The organism is Bacillus sp. PAMC26543, assembly GCF_014250375.1.
GTDB classification, from domain to species: Bacteria; Bacillota; Bacilli; order Bacillales; family Bacillaceae; genus Bacillus; species Bacillus halotolerans.
Genome location: NZ_CP060193.1, coordinates 2,909,619 through 2,931,538 on the forward strand (window position 1 = coordinate 2,909,619; position 21,920 = coordinate 2,931,538).

A 21,920-nucleotide genomic window follows, 5' to 3' on the forward strand; every position below is an offset into this window, starting at 1 on the left:
TGCTTCTCACAACCAGCCCACCACCTTTGTCTTAGGTTGAGCCAAATCAGGAAAACTCATTCGATAAAACAGCTTCTGTCTTTTTCAATGAGATCCTGTAATGATTGGCTGCGCTTTGCGGGCTGATTCAGCACATATACTTCTTTCTGAGTCTCCCTCAAAAATCCCTTCTTGCACAAAAACTCAATGTACTGTTTAACCGCCTCAATGAAATCCTGATTCCTGTATACGCCTCTTAGCAAAATGTTCTTTTTATGAATGTGTATTTTGCAGTGCTGCAAAACGGCTGAAAAGCGAATAGGCGCATGTTTGTATCCAAGATCCGTAATAAACAGATAAAGATAGCCCTGCCATACAAAAACGGGACTCTTAAAAACAGCTCCTTTCTTTACAGGAACAAACACCTCTGTCGGAAGAAAAGAGAGAGGTGTTTGCCGTTTTTCATAAAACAGAAGCCTGATCCGAATCATATCTTTAGAGAGAAAGCGATGAGTTTTGCGGCGAAAACGGAGAATGGCTCCTGTCCAATCTGAGTGCTTAAATGACGAATCTGGTTCAGTGCAAAATAAATCTTCAGCCGCTGCCTGGCGGATTGGAATCGTTTGGACGGAGCAGTAAAAATGGGTTGTGTAAAACGGGATCATGCGGCTGAGCCTCAGGAAAGAATGTGTTTCGGGGCAGTAACATAACAGATCGCTGTTCGGACTGGCATTGATAAACTGCCAATGGAAAGCGGACAGCTGGTAAAAGGATGATGATGTCCGTTTTAAGCGGCTGCCTCCAAGAATCCACTGCGGTATCATTCCTGCTTGTTTGAAACCGGCTGTTCTTTTTTGAAAGACATCTGGAGCGAGAGTCGCGCATTGGTATTCAACTGCAAGCGTATCCCCCTTTACTTTTGCCAAGATGTCGGGCCTTTGTTTAATCTCTTTCACGTACGGCTCTAAGAGCGGGGAAGACTTTTGCGTTTTCAGCCATACATAAAGCTGCCGTTTTCCTTCTAAGTGATAGGCGCTCTCAGGTTCTATGTCTATCGTGCAGGACTTGTTCTGTTTATGGGCAAAATGCGGCGCTTTCTGAGACCCTAGCTTCACATCGAGCTCCTCTGCACACACCGGGCAGAAAAACCTGGTCTGCTTTAATTGTTCTCTCCTCTGCCTGCCTATGAGGTGAAACACTTGGCCGTCTTCTGTCACAGCACTAAACAATTGTCATCTCTCCTTTCCAGATTCATAACTCTTTCTGGAAATAACCGATGAACTCCTGTTCGCTGATGTTTTGCCTATATGTATGTTTTTGATTTTCCAGCTTCAATATGTTGTTTTGAAATAGAAAAAAAACCGATTTCCGGCAAGAAATCGGTCTGCTATGATGCAAAGTGTTTTTTTATCGTTTCAAGAGCGTGCTCTGATACAACCAGCTTGCCGTATTCTTCAAGACGGTGTATGCTGATTGAGGATTCAGACGCGTACTCCAACAGGATGCTTAGCTGATTTTCAACCTCTTCATCAGTCAAATTGTAAAAATCCACATATAAATAATATCGGTTCTCAAACGAATATAAAGTCGTTTTACTTCCGTTAACGTTTAATTTAGATAGAGAAATTACATCTTCGAAGTCATCAAACCGCAAGACAAATTGAAGCTTTTGCTCCTTCTCTTCCTGATTGACTTCTTGCTCTTCTTTTTGAAAATCATCCAGCAAGGCGTCAAGATCCTCAGATGCTGGTTCTTGCTTTTTATCCTCAGGAATCGGCAGTTCGAGCTTTTGTCCGTCTTTGGAAAGCTGGGCTTTGGTGACGATAATTTCTAATCCTTTGTCCAGTGCCTGAACTTGAATCCAAAGAGGACCTTCAACAGCGAATTCCTCTTCCTCATGAACTTCATCCATAACTTCCCAGAATAGTTCTTCACTGCGCTCACGGTTATACCAAATTTCTTCTCTGTCAAAACCGCGATCTTCAATATCTCCATAAGACATATAAAATTTTACTGTATGCTCGTTAATTCTTTCAATTTCCATTTGCCAACCTTCCCTTCTATATAAGATGTTGAAGGGACATCTAAGCTCCCGATTAATAGTACTTTACTACACTTTACCCATTCCGTCCACATCTTAACCTTGAACCAAGGCAAGTGTGAATTCCTTTGTATTTCTATTTTATGATAAATCAGTCACAAAAGAAATAAAAATGCATCTTCGGCCAAAAAATGGCTTGTCTTCCGCACCGCTATCATAAATTGCGTCCCGCTTCATATATTAGTGGTACAAGCGATGGAACGAAAGCGAGGTGCCGATTCATGGAGCATGACTATCTGATATCGCTGCTGCTTATCGTCGGAATTGATCTGATTCTCGGCGGCGATAATGCAGTCGTGATCGCCATGGCCAGCCGAAATTTACCGGACAAGCAAAGACAGCAAGCCATTATTCTCGGAACATTTATCGCCGTTGCGATGAGAATCGGATTAACAAGCGCAGCGGTTTACCTTTTGAATATTCCTTTCCTGCAATGCGCCGGAGGAATTTTCCTTCTATATTTGGGATACCAGCTATTAATTGAAAAAAAAGATGCCCAGCACGTCAAAAGCAGCACATCTCTGTGGAAAGCCATACGAACAATTGTACTCGCAGACCTGTTTATGTCGCTGGACAATGTTATTGCTGTCGCAGGAGCGTCGCACGGTGAGCTTTCTCTCGTTATGATTGGTCTGTGTGTATCGGTGCCTGTAATTATTTGGGGCAGCAAACTTATCCACATCGCGCTTGAGAAAATACCTTTATTGATTTATGCGGGAAGCGGATTATTGGCTTATACAGGCGGAGAAATGATTGTCCGGGATAAAAAGCTGTCTTTTTTTATGGCTCAGCACGGCGCCGTTGAAGCGCTTCTCCCCATTTTAACCGTCGTCTTTGTCATCCTTGCCAGCATTTATTATCAGCAGGTTGAAAAATAAAAGAAGGCTGATGTCTCAGCCTTCTTTTTAACGTGCGATCTATTAGTTTGCCAAACGCTGTGCTTCTCTTAATTGGAAAGAGCGGACTTTTCTTGGCAGGAAACGTCTGATTTCGTCTTCGTTGTATCCGACCTGCAAACGTTTTTCATCGATGATGATCGGACGGCGAAGCAAACCTGGGTGCTCGTTGATCAAGCGGTACAAGTCTTGCAGCGGCATTGATTCAACGTTCACATTCAATTTTTGGAATACTTTTGAACGGGTTGAGATGATCTCATCTGTTCCGTCCTCAGTCATTCTTAAGATTTGTTTTATTTCATCAATTGATAAAGGTTCAGAGAAAATGTTTCTTTCTACATAAGGAATCTCATGCTCCTCGAGCCACGCTCTCGCCTTTCTGCATGAAGTACAGCTTGGTGATGTGTATAATGTAACCATTCATCTTCACTCCTCTAATTAGTAGGATGAACATCTATTTTATTCTTAAATTGAAATTACTCTAAAAAAGGAATCTTTATAGGTATTATACTATAAAAAAGTAAGTGTGAACAGTGTCCTAAGAAAAAAATGTGTCAATCCAGCAAATTTTTATTTTATTCATGTGTTTGCATTCTCAATTAGCTTAACTCATCGAAAATATTTTTTTGCTTTTCTTCATCAATGAGTGTCAGGACTTCATCCGTTTTTTCGTATGATTCCCCGTACCATTTCTCATCTTTATAAGTATGAATGTTTTCATATGTCTGTTTCATGGCTTCAAGAATTTCTTCTTCTGATTCTGTTTTCGGTGACCAGTACAGAATCTCCATCTTGTTGACTTCATTCGTAGCCAATGACCGGCGCCGGTACCCAATTGACTGAGCATGCTTAAAATGCTCTCTTTGATAAAATCTCAGGCGTTTTTCTGTATCAGCATCATCTTCATCCACAGGCTCCACCTCAAGCAATATCGGCTTATTTTTCTTTTTCAGCTTGGCAATCAGTTTGCCCCCAAGCCCCTGCCCTCTTGCATCTTTTGACACATACAGATAATCAACGAAGATAAAAGATTCAAATTCCGCAAACATTAAAATATGATGCTTGCCTTCGTCTTTATGATAAATATCGCTTCGCTCTTTCAAAAGAGCTTCCATATGCGCTTTTGATTTCAATTCTTCAATTGGAAAGTACTCGCTAAGCTTTTCGTACCAGTTCATTGATTTGCTCCTTATGAGTTCGTTGTCTTCATACTTTTAGATATACCCCATTTCTTCTTGTTTAAACAGCCTTACATCTATAAAGACGTACGAACGTTCCGCATGGTTTCATTTTTTTTCGGCAAGTAAGACGATTCGTCGTTCCACCGGAGATGTTTGTCATGCTCAATTCGCGTGTTTTTCCCGTTTGTAACGACTCAGGCCGGGCTGTGCCAACGCAATCAAAAAAGTCATGCCATATAATACACCCGCCGAAATAAAAGCTGTTTTTGCACCAGCAGCATCAGCCAGCAGTCCCATGATGGAATAAGTAACACCAGACCAAGGAGTCAACAGCGCGTTTTTGGCAGCCATGATCCCGATGCGCTTATGTGCCGGAATGACCTCCTGCAATACGGTTTCCTGACAAATATCTCTGACCTGATAAAAAGGCCCCATCGCCGCGCAAGCCAGGGCGCATAAAAATGGCAAGGGAGAAACCGCAAAGAAAAATGTCAGCACTGACATTACAAGTGAGCTGAATATAATCGCGTACCCCATGTTTCGCTCAAAAAATGCAGAAAAATGGATGGCGATGACACTGCCGATCATAGCACCTATAAAATAAGAAGCGTTAAAGATTCCCCACCACACTTCTGTTTCATGCAGAACAGCCACTGTAAAAGCCAAAAGAATAGCAGATGACCAAACTGAGCCGGCAAGAGCTTCTATCATGTCCATTACAGTGATGTCCCTTACAATCGGGGTTGTTATCAAATCCTTCCATACACTTCTGGCAGATGCTGTTTCAGCTGTACTTTTCGTTCCTTCATCGTTCACATGAAGCAGGCTGATGAAAGCTCCGGAAAAGACAAACAGGCATATGGCACTGCCGACAACGAACTCAAAAGATACAGCATATGTAAGAAAACCTCCAAGTCCCCAGCCAGCTGTTAAAAACAATTGATTAGCGAGTGAAATCACGCCGTTCGCTTTCACGTAATGCTCTTTTGAAACAATGACAGGCAGCAGCGCGAACCTTGCCGGCTGAAAAAAGGCGCCCGAAAATGAAAAACAAAAAACAAACAGCAGCGTCATGATCAAGGAGGAAATTCCGTTTTGGCTGACACTGTATGCGATTAGCATCGCAAAAACCGCTCTCAGCAGACTTGCACCGGCAAGCACCTTTTTAAAATCAAGCTTATGGAGTGCAGCTGAAATGCAAAAGCTTGCCGCAACACTTGCAAACGACATGAATGATAAAATAAGACCCGAAAAAAAGACAGAATCGGTCATTTGATAGACCCTTACCATTAAAACGATTGTCACCAGTACTCCAGCTAAAGATTGCAGAGATTGCGACAGAAGCAGCGCAAAGACATTTTTCTGATGAATAATTTGAATAGTGTCCGCCTCCGTTTTTCCTCTAATTGTAAAAGATATGACTCTTACTTTCTATCAGCCTGTATAAAAAAATCCTTCAAAACATTTGTTTTGAAGGATTTTCAACTTATGAATAGGCTTTAAATTCTTCTTCCGTACACATCACAAAATGACCTGGTTTTACTTCACGGAATTCCATCTTTTCTCCATCCTTTAACCGATGCACGGACGGATCGTATTTCTGGCGGACACGATTTCTCTCATAATCCGGGTCAGGAAGCGGAATGGCAGAAAGCAATGATTTTGTATACGGGTGTAGCGGGTTTTCGTAAAGTTCATCTGCCGGCGCAAGTTCAACCAGCTTTCCGAAATACATCACTCCGATACGGTCGCTGATGTATTTGACCATTGATAAATCATGGGCGATAAACAAGTAGGTGAGTCCTTTTTCCTTTTGGAGTTCTTTCATTAAGTTCACGACTTGTGCCTGAATAGACACATCCAATGCAGAAATCGGTTCATCCGCGATAATAAATTCAGGATCAACGGCAAGAGCTCTCGCGATCCCGATTCTTTGCCGCTGTCCGCCGGAAAATTCATGCGGATAACGGTTGGCATGCTCCTTGTTTAAACCGACTGTTTGCAGGAGCTCATGAACCCGCTGCATACGCTCTTTCTTCGTTTTCGTCAGCTTATGAATGTCGAGGCCTTCTGCAATAATATCTGCGACTGTCATTCTCGGATTCAGCGATGCATATGGGTCCTGGAAAATCATTTGCATTTTGCGGTTGAATTCGAGCAGCTTTTTGCGGGATTTTTTACCGTGAACATTTTCACCGTTAAACAGCACCTCGCCATCAGTTGCTTCGTACAGCCGAATGATACTTCGGCCTGTTGTCGATTTACCGCAGCCAGATTCACCAACCAGACCTAATGTTTCGCCCCTATAGATATCAAACGACAGGTCATCTACGGCTTTAACCGTTCCCCTCGGCGTAACAAAGTGCTGTTTTAAATGTTTGATTTCTAATAGTTTCTCCGTCAATTTATTCACCTTCTCTCACTAAGACAGGTTTTTGATACGTATTCGCCAGCGTCCGCATTTTCGCTTTTACCGTTTCAGGCGGCTCTACCTTTGGCGCATCAGGATGAAGCAGCCACGATTTCACATAATGAGTATCGGAAACCTTAAACATTGGCGGCTCCTGTTCAAAATCAATTTTCATCGCATATGAGCTCCGGAGCGCAAAGGCATCTCCTTTTGGAGGATTTGTCAAATCAGGCGGCGTGCCCGGGATTGCCGTCAGCTGTTCGTCTCCTGAGCTGTCAAGTGTCGGCATGGATGCCAGCAGCCCCCAAGTATACGGATGTCTCGGATCGTAAAAAATTTCGTCTACCGTACCGGTTTCTACAATCTGTCCCGCATACATCACGGCAACTCTGTCGGCTACGTTAGCCACAACACCGAGATCGTGAGTGATAAAGATAATGGACGTGTCAATTTTCTTTTGCAATTCTTTCATCAATTCAAGAATCTGCGCTTGGATGGTCACGTCGAGAGCAGTTGTCGGTTCATCGGCAATTAACAGCTTCGGATTCGCCGCAAGTGCCATCGCAATGACAACACGCTGTCTCATCCCGCCTGAAAACTCGTGCGGAAATTGGTTGACCCGTTTTTCCGGCATTGGGATACCTACTAAATCAAGCAGCTCAACAGCACGTTTTTTCGCAGCTTCCTTTGAAATGTTTTCGTGTTTAAAAAGCACTTCCGTAATTTGTTTACCGACTTTCATTGTCGGGTTTAAAGAGGTCATCGGATCCTGGAATATCATTCCGATCTCTTTCCCCCGTACATTTTGCATCTCTTTTTCGGACAGCGGCACTAAATCCTTGCCGTCAAATAAAATCTCACCGCGTTTAAAATAACCCGGAGGCATCGGTATCAGCTTCATGATCGCTTGAGATGTCACACTTTTTCCGGAGCCTGACTCCCCGACGATTGCTAATGTTTCTCCTTTATTCAGATGGAAATTCACTCCGCGGATCGCCTGGACCTCTCCGCCGTATGTTTTAAATGAAATCGCTAAATCTTTTACTTCTAATAGGCGTGTCACCCGTATCACTCCCTTATTTACGTAACTTAGGATCCAGTGCGTCTCTTAATCCGTCACCGACAACGTTAAAACCAAACATGGTAATGCAGATAAAACCGGCAGGGAAAAACAAACGCCACGGATAATAGGTCAATGCAGGCAATCCGTCAGAAGCCATCGTTCCCCAGCTTGCAAGAGGAGCCGGAACACCAAGTCCTAAATAGCTTAAAAAGGCTTCTGTAAAAATCGCGGTTGGAACAGTTAGTGTCATCGTGACTAAAATAGAGCCCATTGCGTTCGGCACGATATGTTTAAACAGCAAACGGGATGTTTTCGCCCCGAGTGTCTGCGACGCAAGCACGTATTCCTGGTTCTTCAGCTGCAGCACTTGTCCGCGAACGATTCTGGCCATGTTAATCCAGCCCGTAATCGTCATGGCAATAATAATCGTTAACAGCCCTTTCGGAAGAACGACCATCAGCAGGATAACCATTAATAATGAAGGAACAGCCCAAAGGATGTCGGCGATACGCATCATAATCTCATCTGTTCTGCCTCCGCGGAACCCTGAAATACTGCCCCAAATCACACCGATCAGCAAGTCAAGAACAGCGGCCGCGACACCGATAAAGATTGAAATTCGCGCACCTACCCATGTACGGACGAAAATGTCCCTTCCTAGATCATCAGTCCCGAACCAGTGATCCTTTGAAGGCGGCTTATCCGCATTTAAGAGATTAGTAGTCGAATAATCATATTTTGAGAAAACAGGCGCAAAAATCGCCATGAGAATAATGAGAACAATAATAACAAGCCCGACCATCGCAAGCTTATTGCTGCGGAAGCGTAGCATCGCATCTTTCCAGAGGGAAAGGCTCTTTTTACTTATTTTCTCAGCATCGCCGGCATTCGCTGCGGCTGGTTCAAACATGTTTTTTGGAATGTTCTGCATGGCCTAGGCTCCTTTCTTTGCTTTGGAAAGCTTGATTCTTGGATCAATAATGCCGTATAACACGTCTACGATTAATACACATAAAAGCAGGATGACACTGAAGAACACCGTTACACCCATAATGACCGTATAATCACGGTTTGTAATACTGTTTACGAAGTGTGAACCAAGCCCCGGGATACCAAAAATAGTTTCAATGATAAAGCTTCCAGTTAAAACTTGAGCGGCCATAGGGCCCATATATGTAACGACTGGCAACAGCGCGTTTCGGATGGCGTGCCGCACTGTAACTGCAGGACGCGACAGCCCTTTCGCTTTCGCTGTACGAATATAATCACTGTTTAACACTTCAATCATGCTTGAACGGGAAAGTCTGGCAATAAACGCCATCGGCATGGAAGCAAGTGCGATGGAAGGCAAAAAGGTGTATGACCAGGACTCCCACCCCGCGACCGGAAACAGCTCAAGCTTCATGGAGAACACATATTGCAGCACAGCCGCCATGATAAAGCTCGGAACTGAAATACCAAAGATCGTTAAAATCGCGACGGTATAATCCTGCCATTTATTATGATAAAGGGCTGCAATCACCCCAAACAGTACACCAAACGCTAAAGCGAGGAGAATAGCTTCTGCTCCAAGAGTGAATGAAACGGGGAAACCTGAACTGATCAGGTCGTTAACACTCTGACCTTTATATTTAAATGACGGTCCGAAATCCCACATTGCAACTGATTTCAAATAGCTCGCATATTGTACAAACAGCGGCTTGTCCAGGCCATAATGCGCATTTAAGTTTGCTTCAATTTCAGGCGGAAGCTTTTTCTCACCTGAAAATGGCCCGCCCGGTGCTGCTTGCATTAAGAAGAATGTCACGGTTACAATCACAAATAATGTGATAATCATATAGACTAAACGTCTTCCGATATATTTTAGCAAGGGGGAACACCTCCATGGTTTTTACATTTTTACAATCCATCAGTAATAAAGGTATATGGGAAATAGGTCCCCATATACCTTGAGGTTTTTGTTTTCACAAATAAGACTTATTGAAAGTACGAGTTTCTGAAATAAATTTCTCCGGTTCCAGTAATGATGGTTCCTTTCAGATTTTCGTCTTGCACCCAAGGAATCGTATAAAAATAAACTGGCGCTACTGGCATTTCATCAATGAAAATACCTTCTGCTTTTTTCAGCAGCTCAGCACGTTTAGTTGGATCAGTTTCAGTTTGTGACTGGTTCAGAAGTTTTTTGAATTCTGGATTTTCCCAGCCGGTATCGTTATTTCCTCCGTCTTTGTCACGGAACAGCTCAAGGAAGTTAATCGGATCGTTGAAGTCTCCAAGCCAGCCCATACGGCCGATTTGATAATCTTGGCTGTGAAGCTTATCAATATATACATTCCATTCTGAGTTATCAAGCTCTACATCCACGCCTAAATTTTTCTTCCACATTTCTTGCACTGCTTGAGCGATTTTTGCATGTGCATCATCAGTGTTATAAGACAATTTGATTTTCGGCAGGTCAGATGCCTTGCTTAAGCCCATTTCTTTCAGGCCTTTTTCAAGGTATTCTTTTGCCGTTTTGACATCGTTGTCTTTGTAGTAGCCTTCTTTGTTATCTTCAAATCCCTTCATTGTCGGCGGCACCGCAGCCATTGCCGGGATTTGTTCACCCTGTGTAATGTTTTTAACAATCGATTGGCGGTCAATCGCATAAGATAATGCTTTACGGATATTGACGTTGTCTAACGGCTTCGCTTCAGTATTGAATTTGTACCAATACACACCTGCCATCGGCTCAACATGTAAAGAACCGTCTTTTTTCAAGCTAGGGAGCGATTCAGTCGGAAGCTGTCCGAGCGGCAAACCAGCCCAATCAAGTTCGCCAGCTTGGAATTTTTTAAGTTCAGTATTGTTGTTGTTGATCATAACCATATTGATTTTCTTCAGTTTGACTTTGTCTTTATCCCAGTATTGATCATTCTTTTCAAGATCGATAGATCCGCTGTGTTTCCATGCCGTCATCTTAAATGGCCCGTTTGACACATAATCGTCTCCGGCATTTGTGTTCCACTTTTTGTTTTTCTCTGCAATTTTTTTGTTAATCGGCATATAAGTATAAAATGCTGTTAATTCAGTGAAGTATGGAGTCGGGTTGTTTAGTTCAACCTTTAATGTCTTATCGTTTTCAGCTTTTACTGCCACATCATCAAGGCTGCCTTTACCGGTATTTGCCGCCTCAGCACCTTTTATGTAGTAGAGCTGGTAAGCGTATTGTGATTCGTTATTAGGATCAAGCGCCCATTTCCATGCATATTCAAAATCTTGCGCTGTGACAGGGTCACCGTTTGACCATTTGGCATCATCACGAATCGTAAACGTATAGGTTTTTCCATCTTTGCTTGTTTCAATTTTAGAAGCTGCGCCTTCTTCAGGTTCACCATCTGCATTAATACGTGTCAATCCTTCAAAAGTCTGACGGATAACCCCGCCTGATACCGAGTCATTTGCCAATCCGGGATGTAAGGAGAACGGCTCAGTTTTAATATTAATGTTAAGAGTCGTCTTCCCTTTGCTGTCTTTTTTCCCATCACCGTTTGAACCGCTGCCGCCAAAGCCGCATGCGCTCAGCACGAGAGTGAAAATGAGCATTAACGTGACAATCGACCAACGTTTTTTCATATCCACAAACCCCCTAATAATCATTTTTTCAGCTCCTTACGGCTAAATCCTCAGAAATATCAGACAAATGAACCTAAGTTTACATAACTTTTATTCTGTTCCGTCTTTTCTGATTATTTTTGTAAAAAAGCTGTAACAATAGAGTGAACAAGTTCATTATAATGAAACAAATTCTTTATTGCAATATTATTTTATCAATTTAAAATTTTTAAACTTCGTTAGTTTTTCTGCCAATAACGCGATATCCTTCTGCCGTTTAAAGCATAAATTGATTAAAAACTATTTTAGGAGTTTCCAATCCATATTGCTTTATACATATAATATCTGGCTGTTTAACTGCTGAGAGCGGTTATCATTTGGGCGATTTATAACTGTTCTTTTATTTATATCATTACAATTTTCATGCAAAAAGAACGTTTTTTCAGGATGACAATTGGTTATAATTGATTTATAATGAAGCAATCAAAAGAAAAGCTTGCTATGAAAAAGAGTAGTACACATTTCACCCGTTTGAAGAGAGTCTGCGGTGCTGGGAGCAGATATCGGGCAATGTGGAATGGACTTTGGAGCAGCTGACCGAACCAAAAAGTAGGCTCAGCCGGAGCAGTCTCCGTTACAAACGTCAGAGTGATTCCATTTTAATGGAATAATCAGGGTGGTACCACGGTTCATTCGTCCCTTTTTTACAGGGGAAGAATGAGCCTTTTTTATTATGTTCTAAGAAATGAGGTTGATTTTCCAATGAAACAGACGATTTTTTCAGGCATCCAGCCAAGCGGTTCCGTTACACTCGGCAACTACATCGGTGCAATGAAGCAGTTTGTCGAACTGCAGCATGATTATAACAGCTATTTTTGCATCGTAGACCAGCATGCGATCACAGTGCCTCAGGATCGGCTTCAGCTGAGAAAAAATATCCGCAGTCTGGCTGCGCTTTATCTAGCTATCGGTCTCGACCCTGAAAAGGCAACACTGTTTATTCAATCAGAGGTTCCCGCACATGCACAGGCCGGTTGGATGATGCAGTGCGTCGCTTATATTGGTGAGCTTGAACGAATGACTCAATTTAAGGACAAGTCAAATGGCAAAGAAGCTGTTGTCTCGGGCCTGTTAACGTACCCGCCGCTGATGGCTGCAGACATTCTGCTGTACGGAACAGATCTTGTGCCTGTCGGCGAGGATCAAAAGCAGCATCTTGAGCTGACCCGAAACCTTGCAGAGCGATTTAACAAAAAATATAACGACATCTTTACAATTCCGGAAGTCAAGATTCCAAAAGTAGGCGCTCGGATCATGTCTCTGACTGACCCGCTGAAGAAAATGAGTAAATCTGATCCGAACCAGAAATCTTTTATAACATTGCTGGACGAACCAAAGCAGCTTGAAAAGAAAATCAAAAGCGCTGTGACAGATTCTGAAGGTATTGTAAAATTTGACAAAGAAAACAAACCGGGCGTTTCCAATCTTCTTACGATTTATTCAATTCTCGGCAATACGACGATTGAAGAGCTTGAAGCGAAATACGAAGGAAAAGGCTATGGCGAGTTCAAAGGTGATTTGGCAGAAGTGGTAGTCGGTGCATTGAAGCCAATTCAAGACCGTTATCATGAACTGATTGAGTCCGAAGAATTAGACCGGATTCTTGATGAAGGCGCTGAGCGGGCGAACCGGACAGCAAACAAAATGCTCAAAAAAATGGAAAATGCCATGGGTCTCGGCCGAAAAAGACGATAACAAAAAGACCGCTCTTGCGATTTGCAAGAGCGGTTTTTTTAATTTACCTTTGATTCATTTTCTATTTCCCAAAGCTTCTCGAAAAAAGGCTGTCCTTTGATCAGGTTTTCGCAAAAAGCCAAATGCTTGTCCGACCAGCCTTCAATGGTTTCGTTATACAGCATGTCCCAAATCTCTTCAAAGCTCATCCGTTTGATTTGTTCATACATATGCGGGTTCCACTCTGTGTACCAGTAGCCAATCTCCGCACGGTTTTTCAGCCCTTTTAATTGATCCAGCGCCATAAACATAAGCTGCTTAATTTGCCGCTCTTTTCTCGTTAATCCTCTGACGTGCTCTGGTGCCAATGATAAGATATGATATTCTTTTGAAGACTCCAGCTTCTTCGGCTCAAATTCATACGTTTCCGGCTCTACATCTTTCACCATTTCATACACGAGCTGCTCCTGGCGCGGAATAAGGCGGCTTTTTCTGACAGGGATCGTGTAGCCGATTGTATCAACAGCCAAAATGCCGATTCCGTCCGTCACAACAAAACAATACTCCAGCTTTGTGCGTTCATGATTTTTGCGAATGTACGATTTTTGATGAACCTCTTCAAGCAAATCTTTTGGAAGCTCTGACAAATCGTTTTCTATGTAATGAAACAATACTGACGGCACCCTTAAGAGAGGCACCTGATCCAAAAGCTCAACCGTATCTTCCTTGCGCCATTCATGAAAGTGGCATACATTGTAGCCATTTTCTTCCCCTTCAAACCAATTGACCCACACATCATGAAGAAATAACATCTCTAACCCCTCACTTTATAAAAACTGTTGTCCACAGTATAGGCAAGGTGCAGAGAAATTATTCCATAGAGATTGAGGAAATCTGGAATAACTGGGTTTCTGTTATAAACACAAAAAGCAGACTTCCTCGTATATTTTCTGACAAAGGAAATCTGCTTACTCTAGGAATTCGTTACATTTTCTAACGAACATGATTTTCATTTTTATTTAATATTTTTAGGATCAAGAGCATCCCGCAAACCGTCTCCGACAAAGTTGAAGCACAGCACGGTAATTAAAATAAATAGCCCGGGAAATAATGGGTACCACCATGCTTGAATCATCACTGTGAAATTTTGTGCGTCTTGAAGCATATTTCCCCAGCTTGCGATTGGCGGCTGAATCCCGAAGCCTAAGTAGCTCAGCGCGGACTCAGCGAGAATAACTGAACCTACCTTTAATGTTGCTGACACAATAATCGGTCCTAATGCATTGGGGAGAATATGTGAAAAGATAATTTTGTGAGTCTTCGTTCCGATTGTTTTAGCAGCCAGAACGTATTCCCTTGAACGAAGCGATAGAAACTCTCCTCTTACCAATCGTGCCGTTGTTGTCCAACCGGTGAGACAGAAAATTAAAATTAGTTTGTCCACGCCAGGCTTAAAAATGGTAACCAGCGTGATCAGCAAGAAAATATCCGGAATGGATAATACAATGTCGACTAAACGCATAATGACAGCGTCGACAATTCCTCTGAAATAACCTGCTAACGCCCCTAATACAGTTCCGATTAAAATAGAACCGACTACAGAAGCAAAACCGACCAATAAAGAGACGCGCGCTCCATACAAAATCCGGCTGAAAATATCGCGGCCGAATTTATCCGTTCCCATCAAATGTTCAAGGCCCGGCGCTTTATACTTATCAAGCAAGCTTTGCTGTTCTTGGGGGTAAGGTGCAATCAAAGGAGCGAAAACAGCCGACATAACAATGATAAACAGAATGACGGCACCTAGAATGGCCAGCTTGTTTTTCGAAAATTTTTCCCAGAAGATCTTGGTCATCGTCTCTGGTTTTTTCGAAATGTTTTCTTTTAGTCTGATCTCCGGCGAGGGAGTTGTTTGCAGCTCTGACATCTCTGTTTCCCTCCTCTTAATATTCGATCCGCGGATCAACAATCGCGTAAAGGATGTCTGCAATGAGGTTTCCGACCACGACAAGCACTGCCGAAATCACGGTCATTGCCATAATAACCGGATAATCACGCTGGAATGCCGAATCGACAAACAGTTTTCCCAGCCCCGGCCAAGTGAAAATCTGCTCTACGACAACCGCTCCGCCGATAAAAGAGGGAATCATTAAACCGAAGATCGTAATAACAGGCAATAGCGCATTCCGCAAGCCATGCTTAAATAGCACGCGATTTTCTTTAAAGCCTTTTGATCTGGCTGTTCGGATATAGTCTTGGTTTAACACATCAAGCATATTTGACCTTGTATATCTCGTTAAGCCAGCCATATCTGCCGTAGCTAACACAAATGCGGGTAATAACAAATGATGAATCCGGTCTAATAAGCTAAAATCCGTGTTAAGAGTAGCGACTCCCCCAGTTGGGAACCAGCCGAGGTTCACAGCAAATACCATAATTAAAATCAGACCGAACCAAAAGTTCGGAATGGCTAAACCGATAAATGAAGTAAATGTAATGCCATAATCCAGCTTTGAATAAGGTTTTTTTGCAGAAATCACACCAAATGGGATTGAAATGATCAGCGCCAAAATCGTCGACACCAGCATAAGGAGGAGTGTGTTAGGCAGCCTTGCTATAATCAGCTCTGAAACAGGCGTTCCTTTTCTGATAATGGACGTTCCGAAATCCCCTTGAACCATATTGCCGAGCCACTTTAAATATTGAACGTATTCCGGGTCATTCAGGCCGTATTTTTCAATAAACTGCGCTCTGTCTGCCTGGCTGATGGTAGGGTCCATCATAAGCGTCATCGGATCTCCAGGAGCCGCTTTCATAATGACAAAAGACAAAATTGTAATTCCTAATAAGATAGGAATCGAAGCTAATGTTCTTCGAATGATATATGTAACCATATTCTTGTCCCCTTTGTGGTTCTTTTTCAATATAGAAGGGGAAGGAAATTCGCTCCCTCCCCTTCAAGGGAAAATTATTGGGCAAGCCACCATTTTTCAATCTGATATAGTTCACGTTTCGGATGATACACATACCCCTCTAAGTTAGCTGGCATCGCCATATGGTTGTTTGGATAATAAAGGAAGGTATACGGCTGATCTTCAGCAAGCTTTTGGTAAATCTTCTCATACGCTTTAGAGTATTGCTCACGGTCACTGATCGATTTTGCAGCTTTCAGAAGTTTATCGACCTCTGGATTTTTATACCACATGTTATTTAAGCCTTTTTCAGACTGGCTTGAATGGAAAATATCGTAATGATCCGGGAATGTGGACAGGCTCCAGCCTAATACCATTGCGTCATAGTCCCAATTAGGGGCGCTGGTTTGCTCAACAAGCGCACTCCATTCCACGATTTGCGGCGTTACTTTAATACCGACTTTCTTCAGCTGCTCTTGAACAACAACTGCAATATCTTCACGCACCTTATTTCCTTGGTTCGTTTTCAGCGTAAACTCGAATTTTTTGCCGTCTTTATCTAAGATGCCGTCACCGTCAGTATCTTCCCAGCCGGCTTCTTTCAGCATCTTCTTCGCTTTCTTCACATTGTATTTAAATTTAGGCACTTCTACGCCTTTCGGATAGTTCCAGGAAGCCGGACTTTCCGGGATATAAGCGACCTCTCCGTCGCCATCCAATACAGTTTCCACCATCGTTTCACGGTCTAACGCTGTGGTAAGCGCCTGGCGCACTTTTTTGTCTTTAAAGAGCTCGTTTTTCTCATTCCAGCCGATATATGAGTAGCTAAGCGCCAAGTCTGTTACAACCTTGACATTATTAAACGATTCAGCTGTCTTATAATCAGTTGACGGAACGTTAAAGAAATCAATATCCCCCGCTTGAAGCTGGGCAACCGCAGCATTGGCATCAGGAATGATTTTATACGTGACACTGTCTAAATACGGACGTCCGTCATAGTAGTCATCATTGGCAACGAGCTTGACGTATTGCCCATCTTTCCATTCTTTAAATTTGAAAGGCCCTGAGCCGATCGGATTTTTCCTGTTAAATTCATTATCTTCAAGCTGCGCAACCGGTACATCTTTTAAAATATGCTCCGGAAGAATGCCGTAGCTGTCTAATGTATTGTTATAGAAGTTAGGGTCTTTGTATTTCAGGGTAAATAAAACCTCGTAATCTCCCTTTTTCTCTACTGATTTCAGCATTTCAAAGTTAGATCCGCGCTCACCTTTGTAATCCTTGTTCAGCGGGATGTTAAACGTAAATACTACATCGTCAGCAGTAAGTTCTTCTCCGTCATGGAACTTAACGCCTTTTTTGATTTTTACATCATATTTCAGACCGCCATCCAGCTCTTTGACACTCTCAGCCAATGACATTTTGACATTTAATTTTTCATCTGTTTTTGTTAAATAGCTGTAAATCATTTGTTCTATATCCGTACTCGATTCATCTGTTGAATATAATGAGTTGAAAAGTGTCGGGGCACCGATTGAACCAACAACCAAGTCCCCGCCCTGCTGCGGTTTGCCGGTTGATTTTTTCTCGCTGCTGCTTGACTTCGATCCCGAGCAGGCCGATAAAAAGATGGCCATCACCATTAATACACTTAGCATCATCAGTGCGGTTTTACGTCTTTTCATTAGATATTCCCCCTCTTGAAATGTTCGTTCTTCTTAGCTGCTGTTTATGTAGTATGCATACCCCCTCTCAAAGCTGTGCGGGCGACAGTTAGCTATAAAGGTGACAAGCCACAAAATGGCTGGGAGCAGCTTCTTTGAATTCTGGTATTTGTTCCTTGCATATCGGTTTTGCAACAGGACATCTCGTATGGAAAACACAGCCTTTAGGCGGATTGGCCGGGCTGGGCAGTTCTCCTTTCAGGACGATGCGTTCGCGTTTGACAGATCCTTTTTTTCTTGTAACCGGGACAGATGATAAAAGTGCCTGGGTGTATGGGTGTAGCGGGTTTTCATATAACTCATGCTTATCGGTCAGTTCCATCATTTTGCCGAGGTACATTACTCCGACCCTGTCACTGATATGGCGGACGACACTTAAATCGTGAGAGATAAATAGATACGTCAGATTAAATTCTTCCTGCAATTCTTCCATTAAGTTGATGACCTGGGCCTGAATCGATACATCAAGTGCAGAAACCGGTTCGTCTGCAATGATAAGCTCCGGATTCAGCGTGAGGGCTCTCGCAATGCCGATCCGCTGACGCTGCCCGCCGGAAAATTCATGGGGATAGCGTGAGGCAAACGACGGATGAAGGCCTACTCTCGCAAGCAGCTCTTCGACTTTCTCATTTCGTTCTCGCATCGTGTACATGTGATGTGTGTTAAAAGGCTCCTTAATAATAGAACGCAGCGTTTTTCTTGGATTCAGCGAAGCAAATGGATCTTGAAAGACCATCTGAATATTTTTGCGGACGTTTTTTCGTAAATTCTCCTCTGACAGATTGGAAATATCCTGTCCCTTAAAGAGAATCTGGCCTTCAGTCGGTTTGTACAGCCTGATCATCGTTCGGCCGGCAGTCGATTTTCCGCAGCCCGACTCTCCAACGATTCCGAGTGTTTCTCCTTTTTTTAAAGAAAACGAAACACCGTCCACCGCTTTCACATCACCAACTTTTCTTTGAAAAAAGCCTGAGCGGATTGGGAAATATTTTTTTACGTCTCGAAGTTCTAAAATTGTTTCCTGATTAGCTGCTGTCATGATTGTTCGGCACCTTCTTCCTCATATAAAAAGCATCTCACTGACCTTCCGCTTTTGTGCGTCAAAAGCGAAGGCTGATGGGTCCAGCATTTATCCATCGCTTTTGGGCACCTTGGAGCAAAACGGCACCCCGGCGGCAGATTATCCGGTGTCGGCACGCTGCCTTTAATCGCATTTAATTTATCAATCTCTCCATCTATGACAGGAATAGACATAAGCAGGCCTTCTGTATAAGGATGAAGGGGCTCTAAAAATAACTCATCGACTGAGGCATTTTCTACGACTTGTCCGCAGTACATGACAATGACTCTGTCGGCTGCTTCCGATACGACACCTAAGTCATGTGTAATCAGCAAAATTGAAGTATCGAACTTCTGGCAGAGATCCTTCATTAGCTCCAGCACCTGGGCTTGTATCGTCACGTCTAACGCCGTTGTCGGTTCATCGGCAATCAGCAGTTTTGGATTACAGCTGAGCGCGATGGCAATCATTACCCTCTGTCTCATGCCGCCAGATAGACGGTGCGGGTATTCCTTCATAATTTGCTCCGCTCTTGAAAACCCAACCATCTTCAAGAGGTCGACGGCTCTTTGATACGCTTCTTTTTTCTTCATGTTTTTATGGTAAATCAGCACTTCGGTAATTTGTTCTCCGATCGTTAACACCGGATTAAGGGAGGTCATTGGTTCTTGAAAGATCATGGATACTTCGTTTCCGCGGATTTTACAATAGTCATTTTCAGTGAATGTGGTGAGGTCCTTGTCTTCGAGTTTAATCGTACCGTCCATGATTTTTCCGCCTGAGCTCTGGACGAGACCCATAATAGACAATGAAGTAATACTTTTGCCGGAGCCCGATTCGCCTACAAGCGCGACGGTTTCGCCTTTTTTGATGTAGAAATCGACTCCGTCCACCGCAGGGATCGGCTCCTTTTTTCTAAAAAAATAAGTCTTTAAATTATTCACTTCTAAAAGTGTGCTCATGCTAGCTCCCCTTTCCCCCTCTTGTCGCCAAACGTTTTCAAGAGAAAGTAATCCCTCTATTCAGAAATAATAAACAATATTGAATTATCGAAAAATTTTATAGTTGTATATTATTACAATCATTTTGCAAAATCAAGAATTTTTTAGGATAATTGTAATATTATTAATGGAATTCCATTATTTTATTCTTTTAAAGCGTTGCTTTCAAAAAGGTTTCAGGAGAGATGGACAACCCTTCTGTTGTACTGGCTCTGTTCTCTGTTAAATATTTTTTTACAATATTGAATCCGACTGCGTATCCAAGCATTTTCGGCTGATATCCTTTGCCGTATAAAAGCTGATCGAACAATCGATGACCCCGTTTGATGTTCAGATGGGGCGCAATCTTTTTTTCGTAAAACACCTCAAGCTGCAGAGGGGTATACCAGGTGGTCCATTCAGCCGTTTGGCTTTGGCCTAACCTCTCATAAACAGCATATTCTGCCAGCCCCTCCATGATGATTGTATCAAGTAATGTGACGTCTTTTTCCTCTTTTGTCATATGATCTAACCGGCAAACATGATGATATTCATGTGTCATAAGGGCTGAAACCGAGGACAATTCGATATCTGACGAGAGAAAGAGAAACATTTTATCTGGGAAGGCGAGCCCTGATTTTGACCCGAATTCTAAACGGATTCTTCTGTTACGTTCATCAACCGGCAGTGCTACGATTGGCACGTCAGGTCCTTGCCACTTCTTTCTGAGATACTGCTCCTCTTTTTGTATATGCCTGAAAAGTCCTTTTTCTTTTAGAATGGAAGACGTGCTTATTCCCTCTTTTATGTTTTTAAACATTCCGTGATGCTGCAAATGTCCCAAGATGCCTTTCCAGTCTTCTTTCTTCGTTCTTGAAAAGTACGGGACAATGTAATGCGCCAGATCATCTATTGAAGCGGCTTTTTCAAACCATTTGTATGTTTGTTCCACGCTCATGCTATCGCCTCCTCTTTTTTATCCTATGCGCACGAAAAAAACCGGCTACCCTTTTAGGGCAGCCGGTTTGGCGTCATGATTACTGATATTTTTTGAAGATTAGCGTTGCGTTATGTCCGCCGAATCCCAGTGAGTTGCTGAGAACATAGCTGAGATCCTCTCTGCGTGCTTCATCAGGCACATAATCTAAATCGCATTCTTCGTCAGGCGTTTCAATATTGATTGTTGGCGGGATCATGCCTTCTTTAATGGCAAGGATAGAGAAAATGGCTTCAATACCGCCCGCCGCGCCTAGAAGGTGGCCCGTCATAGATTTTGTAGAGCTTACCGCAAGTTTATAGGCATGCTCGCCAAAAACTGTCTTAATCGCCATTGTTTCATATTTGTCATTGTAATATGTGCTTGTGCCGTGAGCATTGATATAGTCAATCTCTTCAGGCGCAATGCCCGCATCTTTAATGGCTTCTTGCATCGCTCTCGCTCCGCCTTCGCCGTCTTGGGCAGGCGCTGTGATATGATAAGCGTCTCCCGTCGAACCGTAACCGACGATTTCTCCGTAAATTTTGGCGCCGCGTGCAAGTGCATGCTCAAGTTCTTCAAGAACGATAATACCCGCACCTTCACCCATAACGAATCCATCACGGTTTTTATCAAACGGACGGCTCGCAGTTTTCGGATCCGGATTTGTAGAAAGCGCTTTGTTGGCACTGAAGCCCGCGAATGACATTCTAGTCAGCGGCGCTTCTGTTCCGCCTGTGATCATAGCGTCTGCATCGCCGCGCTGAATCACTTTAAATGCGTCACCGATAGAGTTTGTTCCTGTTGCACATGCAGTTACCGTACAAGAGTTAACTCCCTTTGCTCCTAAAGCGATAGAAATTTGGCCTGTCGCCATATCAGGAATCATCATCGGCACAAAAAACGGGCTTACCCGTCTTGGGCCTTTTGTTAAGAAGATTTCAAACTGAGACTCAAGCGTTTCAAGTCCTCCGATTCCGGAACCAACCCAAACACCGACTCTCGGCGCGATTTCATCAGTAATTTCAAGACCTGCGTCTTCAACTGCCATTTTCGCAGCGACAACCGCATATTGAGTGAAACGGTCCATTTTTCTTGCTTCTTTTTTGTCCATGTAATCTTCAACATTAAAGTCTTTTAATTCAGCGGCTACTTTAGCCGGATATTCTTCAGAATCAACACGAGTGATCGGACCGATCCCGGACACACCGTTGATTGCGTTATTCCAACTTGTATCGACGTCGTTGCCAAGCGGAGACAATGCTCCGAGTCCTGTAACAACTACTCTTTTTTTACTCATCTTGTGTGCA

The 21,920-nt window shown here is 43.0% G+C and carries 21 protein-coding genes and 1 other annotated feature; of the genes, 2 read left to right on the top strand and 19 right to left on the bottom strand.

What is annotated here, in order from left to right:
• Positions 1–56 precede the first annotated feature (56 nt).
• The 3 genes from H7F27_RS14705 to H7F27_RS14715 form a co-directional block, all read right to left on the bottom strand.
• Complete coding sequence (locus tag H7F27_RS14705) at positions 57–1,208, bottom strand: competence protein CoiA family protein (RefSeq protein WP_185848079.1); 1,152 nt, start codon at positions 1,206–1,208, stop codon at positions 57–59.
• Between the two features lie 158 nt (positions 1,209–1,366).
• Positions 1,367–2,023, bottom strand: a complete 657-nt coding sequence (mecA, locus tag H7F27_RS14710; RefSeq protein ID WP_024120921.1) for an adaptor protein MecA — start codon at positions 2,021–2,023, stop codon at positions 1,367–1,369.
• Positions 1,990–2,115: a hypothetical protein gene (locus H7F27_RS14715; protein ID WP_120698858.1), complete on the bottom strand. Its 126-nt coding sequence runs from the start codon at positions 2,113–2,115 to the stop codon at positions 1,990–1,992. The genes mecA and H7F27_RS14715 overlap by 34 nt, the downstream gene beginning before the upstream one ends.
• A 186-nt stretch (positions 2,116–2,301) precedes the next feature.
• Here H7F27_RS14715 and H7F27_RS14720 point away from each other — a divergent pair, with 186 nt between their 5' ends.
• Positions 2,302–2,958: a TerC family protein gene (locus tag H7F27_RS14720; protein ID WP_044156385.1), complete on the top strand. Its 657-nt coding sequence runs from the start codon at positions 2,302–2,304 to the stop codon at positions 2,956–2,958.
• 42 nt (positions 2,959–3,000) lie between these two features.
• On the opposite strand, the gene spx is transcribed toward H7F27_RS14720, so the two are convergent.
• The 8 genes from spx to oppA form a co-directional block, all read right to left on the bottom strand.
• Positions 3,001–3,396, bottom strand: a complete 396-nt coding sequence (gene spx / locus H7F27_RS14725; protein WP_024120919.1) for a transcriptional regulator Spx — start codon at positions 3,394–3,396, stop codon at positions 3,001–3,003.
• A gap of 179 nt (positions 3,397–3,575) precedes the next feature.
• Positions 3,576–4,154 carry a GNAT family N-acetyltransferase gene (locus H7F27_RS14730; protein ID WP_010333747.1) on the bottom strand — a complete coding sequence of 193 codons (579 nt, stop codon included), beginning with the start codon at positions 4,152–4,154 and terminating at the stop codon, positions 3,576–3,578.
• 165 nt (positions 4,155–4,319) lie between these two features.
• The gene (locus H7F27_RS14735) at positions 4,320–5,537 is read right to left on the bottom strand and encodes an MFS transporter (protein WP_185848947.1); all 1,218 of its coding nucleotides are present in this window, start codon (positions 5,535–5,537) and stop codon (positions 4,320–4,322) included.
• Between the two features lie 106 nt (positions 5,538–5,643).
• A complete protein-coding gene (gene oppF, locus H7F27_RS14740; protein ID WP_024120917.1) occupies positions 5,644–6,561 on the bottom strand; it encodes an oligopeptide ABC transporter ATP-binding protein OppF in 918 nt (305 codons plus the stop codon).
• 1 nt (position 6,562) lies between these two features.
• Positions 6,563–7,639: an oligopeptide ABC transporter ATP-binding protein OppD gene (gene oppD, locus H7F27_RS14745; protein ID WP_081638274.1), complete on the bottom strand. Its 1,077-nt coding sequence runs from the start codon at positions 7,637–7,639 to the stop codon at positions 6,563–6,565.
• A gap of 4 nt (positions 7,640–7,643) precedes the next feature.
• A complete protein-coding gene (gene oppC / locus H7F27_RS14750; RefSeq protein ID WP_024120915.1) occupies positions 7,644–8,561 on the bottom strand; it encodes an oligopeptide ABC transporter permease OppC in 918 nt (305 codons plus the stop codon).
• 3 nt (positions 8,562–8,564) lie between these two features.
• Positions 8,565–9,500: an oligopeptide ABC transporter permease OppB gene (gene oppB, locus H7F27_RS14755; protein WP_024120914.1), complete on the bottom strand. Its 936-nt coding sequence runs from the start codon at positions 9,498–9,500 to the stop codon at positions 8,565–8,567.
• Between the two features lie 107 nt (positions 9,501–9,607).
• Positions 9,608–11,245, bottom strand: a complete 1,638-nt coding sequence (gene oppA, locus H7F27_RS14760; protein WP_024120913.1) for an oligopeptide ABC transporter substrate-binding protein OppA — start codon at positions 11,243–11,245, stop codon at positions 9,608–9,610.
• Positions 11,246–11,716: 471 nt separating this feature from the next.
• Positions 11,717–11,928, top strand: a binding site (T-box leader).
• A 58-nt stretch (positions 11,929–11,986) separates the two neighbouring features.
• Between oppA and trpS the strand changes: the two genes are divergently transcribed.
• Positions 11,987–12,979, top strand: a complete 993-nt coding sequence (trpS, locus tag H7F27_RS14765; protein WP_185848080.1) for a tryptophan--tRNA ligase — start codon at positions 11,987–11,989, stop codon at positions 12,977–12,979.
• Between the two features lie 38 nt (positions 12,980–13,017).
• Here trpS and H7F27_RS14770 read toward each other — a convergent pair whose 3' ends face one another.
• From H7F27_RS14770 to fabF, 8 genes are all read right to left on the bottom strand, one after another.
• Positions 13,018–13,770 (bottom strand): YjbA family protein, encoded by a 753-nt coding sequence (locus tag H7F27_RS14770; protein ID WP_024120912.1) that lies wholly within the window; start codon positions 13,768–13,770, stop codon positions 13,018–13,020.
• Positions 13,771–13,973: 203 nt separating this feature from the next.
• Positions 13,974–14,885: an oligopeptide ABC transporter permease AppC gene (gene appC / locus H7F27_RS14775; RefSeq protein ID WP_024120911.1), complete on the bottom strand. Its 912-nt coding sequence runs from the start codon at positions 14,883–14,885 to the stop codon at positions 13,974–13,976.
• 16 nt (positions 14,886–14,901) lie between these two features.
• Positions 14,902–15,852, bottom strand: a complete 951-nt coding sequence (locus H7F27_RS14780) for an ABC transporter permease (RefSeq protein WP_024120910.1) — start codon at positions 15,850–15,852, stop codon at positions 14,902–14,904.
• A gap of 74 nt (positions 15,853–15,926) precedes the next feature.
• A complete protein-coding gene (locus tag H7F27_RS14785; RefSeq protein WP_095713625.1) occupies positions 15,927–17,555 on the bottom strand; it encodes a peptide-binding protein in 1,629 nt (542 codons plus the stop codon).
• Positions 17,556–17,643: 88 nt separating this feature from the next.
• A complete protein-coding gene (gene appF / locus H7F27_RS14790; protein ID WP_024120908.1) occupies positions 17,644–18,633 on the bottom strand; it encodes an oligopeptide ABC transporter ATP-binding protein AppF in 990 nt (329 codons plus the stop codon).
• Positions 18,630–19,616 (bottom strand): oligopeptide ABC transporter ATP-binding protein AppD, encoded by a 987-nt coding sequence (appD, locus tag H7F27_RS14795; RefSeq protein WP_185848081.1) that lies wholly within the window; start codon positions 19,614–19,616, stop codon positions 18,630–18,632. Before appD ends, appF begins: the two co-directional genes overlap by 4 nt.
• Positions 19,617–19,806: 190 nt before the next feature.
• A complete protein-coding gene (locus H7F27_RS14800; RefSeq protein WP_185848082.1) occupies positions 19,807–20,592 on the bottom strand; it encodes a DUF2268 domain-containing putative Zn-dependent protease in 786 nt (261 codons plus the stop codon).
• Between the two features lie 79 nt (positions 20,593–20,671).
• On the bottom strand, positions 20,672–21,910 hold the full coding sequence (fabF, locus tag H7F27_RS14805) for a beta-ketoacyl-ACP synthase II (protein WP_185848083.1): 1,239 nt from the start codon (positions 21,908–21,910) through the stop codon (positions 20,672–20,674).
• Positions 21,911–21,920: the final 10 nt, after the last annotated feature.

What these genes read in the sequence shown, in the direction of transcription:
- mecA (WP_024120921.1), bottom strand. Translation starts at nt 2,023, where the DNA reads ATGGAAATTGAAAGAATTAACGAGCATACAGTAAAATTTTATATGTCT.
- H7F27_RS14715 (WP_120698858.1), bottom strand. Translation starts at nt 2,115, where the DNA reads ATGTGGACGGAATGGGTAAAGTGTAGTAAAGTACTATTAATCGGGAGC.
- H7F27_RS14720 (WP_044156385.1), top strand. Translation starts at nt 2,302, where the DNA reads ATGGAGCATGACTATCTGATATCGCTGCTGCTTATCGTCGGAATTGAT.
- spx (WP_024120919.1), bottom strand. Translation starts at nt 3,396, where the DNA reads ATGGTTACATTATACACATCACCAAGCTGTACTTCATGCAGAAAGGCG.
- H7F27_RS14730 (WP_010333747.1), bottom strand. Translation starts at nt 4,154, where the DNA reads ATGAACTGGTACGAAAAGCTTAGCGAGTACTTTCCAATTGAAGAATTG.
- oppC (WP_024120915.1), bottom strand. Translation starts at nt 8,561, where the DNA reads ATGCAGAACATTCCAAAAAACATGTTTGAACCAGCCGCAGCGAATGCC.
- oppA (WP_024120913.1), bottom strand. Translation starts at nt 11,245, where the DNA reads ATGAAAAAACGTTGGTCGATTGTCACGTTAATGCTCATTTTCACTCTC.
- trpS (WP_185848080.1), top strand. Translation starts at nt 11,987, where the DNA reads ATGAAACAGACGATTTTTTCAGGCATCCAGCCAAGCGGTTCCGTTACA.
- H7F27_RS14770 (WP_024120912.1), bottom strand. Translation starts at nt 13,770, where the DNA reads ATGTTATTTCTTCATGATGTGTGGGTCAATTGGTTTGAAGGGGAAGAA.
- appC (WP_024120911.1), bottom strand. Translation starts at nt 14,885, where the DNA reads ATGTCAGAGCTGCAAACAACTCCCTCGCCGGAGATCAGACTAAAAGAA.
- H7F27_RS14780 (WP_024120910.1), bottom strand. Translation starts at nt 15,852, where the DNA reads ATGGTTACATATATCATTCGAAGAACATTAGCTTCGATTCCTATCTTA.
- H7F27_RS14785 (WP_095713625.1), bottom strand. Translation starts at nt 17,555, where the DNA reads ATGAAAAGACGTAAAACCGCACTGATGATGCTAAGTGTATTAATGGTG.
- appF (WP_024120908.1), bottom strand. Translation starts at nt 18,633, where the DNA reads ATGACAGCAGCTAATCAGGAAACAATTTTAGAACTTCGAGACGTAAAA.
- appD (WP_185848081.1), bottom strand. Translation starts at nt 19,616, where the DNA reads ATGAGCACACTTTTAGAAGTGAATAATTTAAAGACTTATTTTTTTAGA.
- H7F27_RS14800 (WP_185848082.1), bottom strand. Translation starts at nt 20,592, where the DNA reads ATGAGCGTGGAACAAACATACAAATGGTTTGAAAAAGCCGCTTCAATA.
- fabF (WP_185848083.1), bottom strand. Translation starts at nt 21,910, where the DNA reads ATGAGTAAAAAAAGAGTAGTTGTTACAGGACTCGGAGCATTGTCTCCG.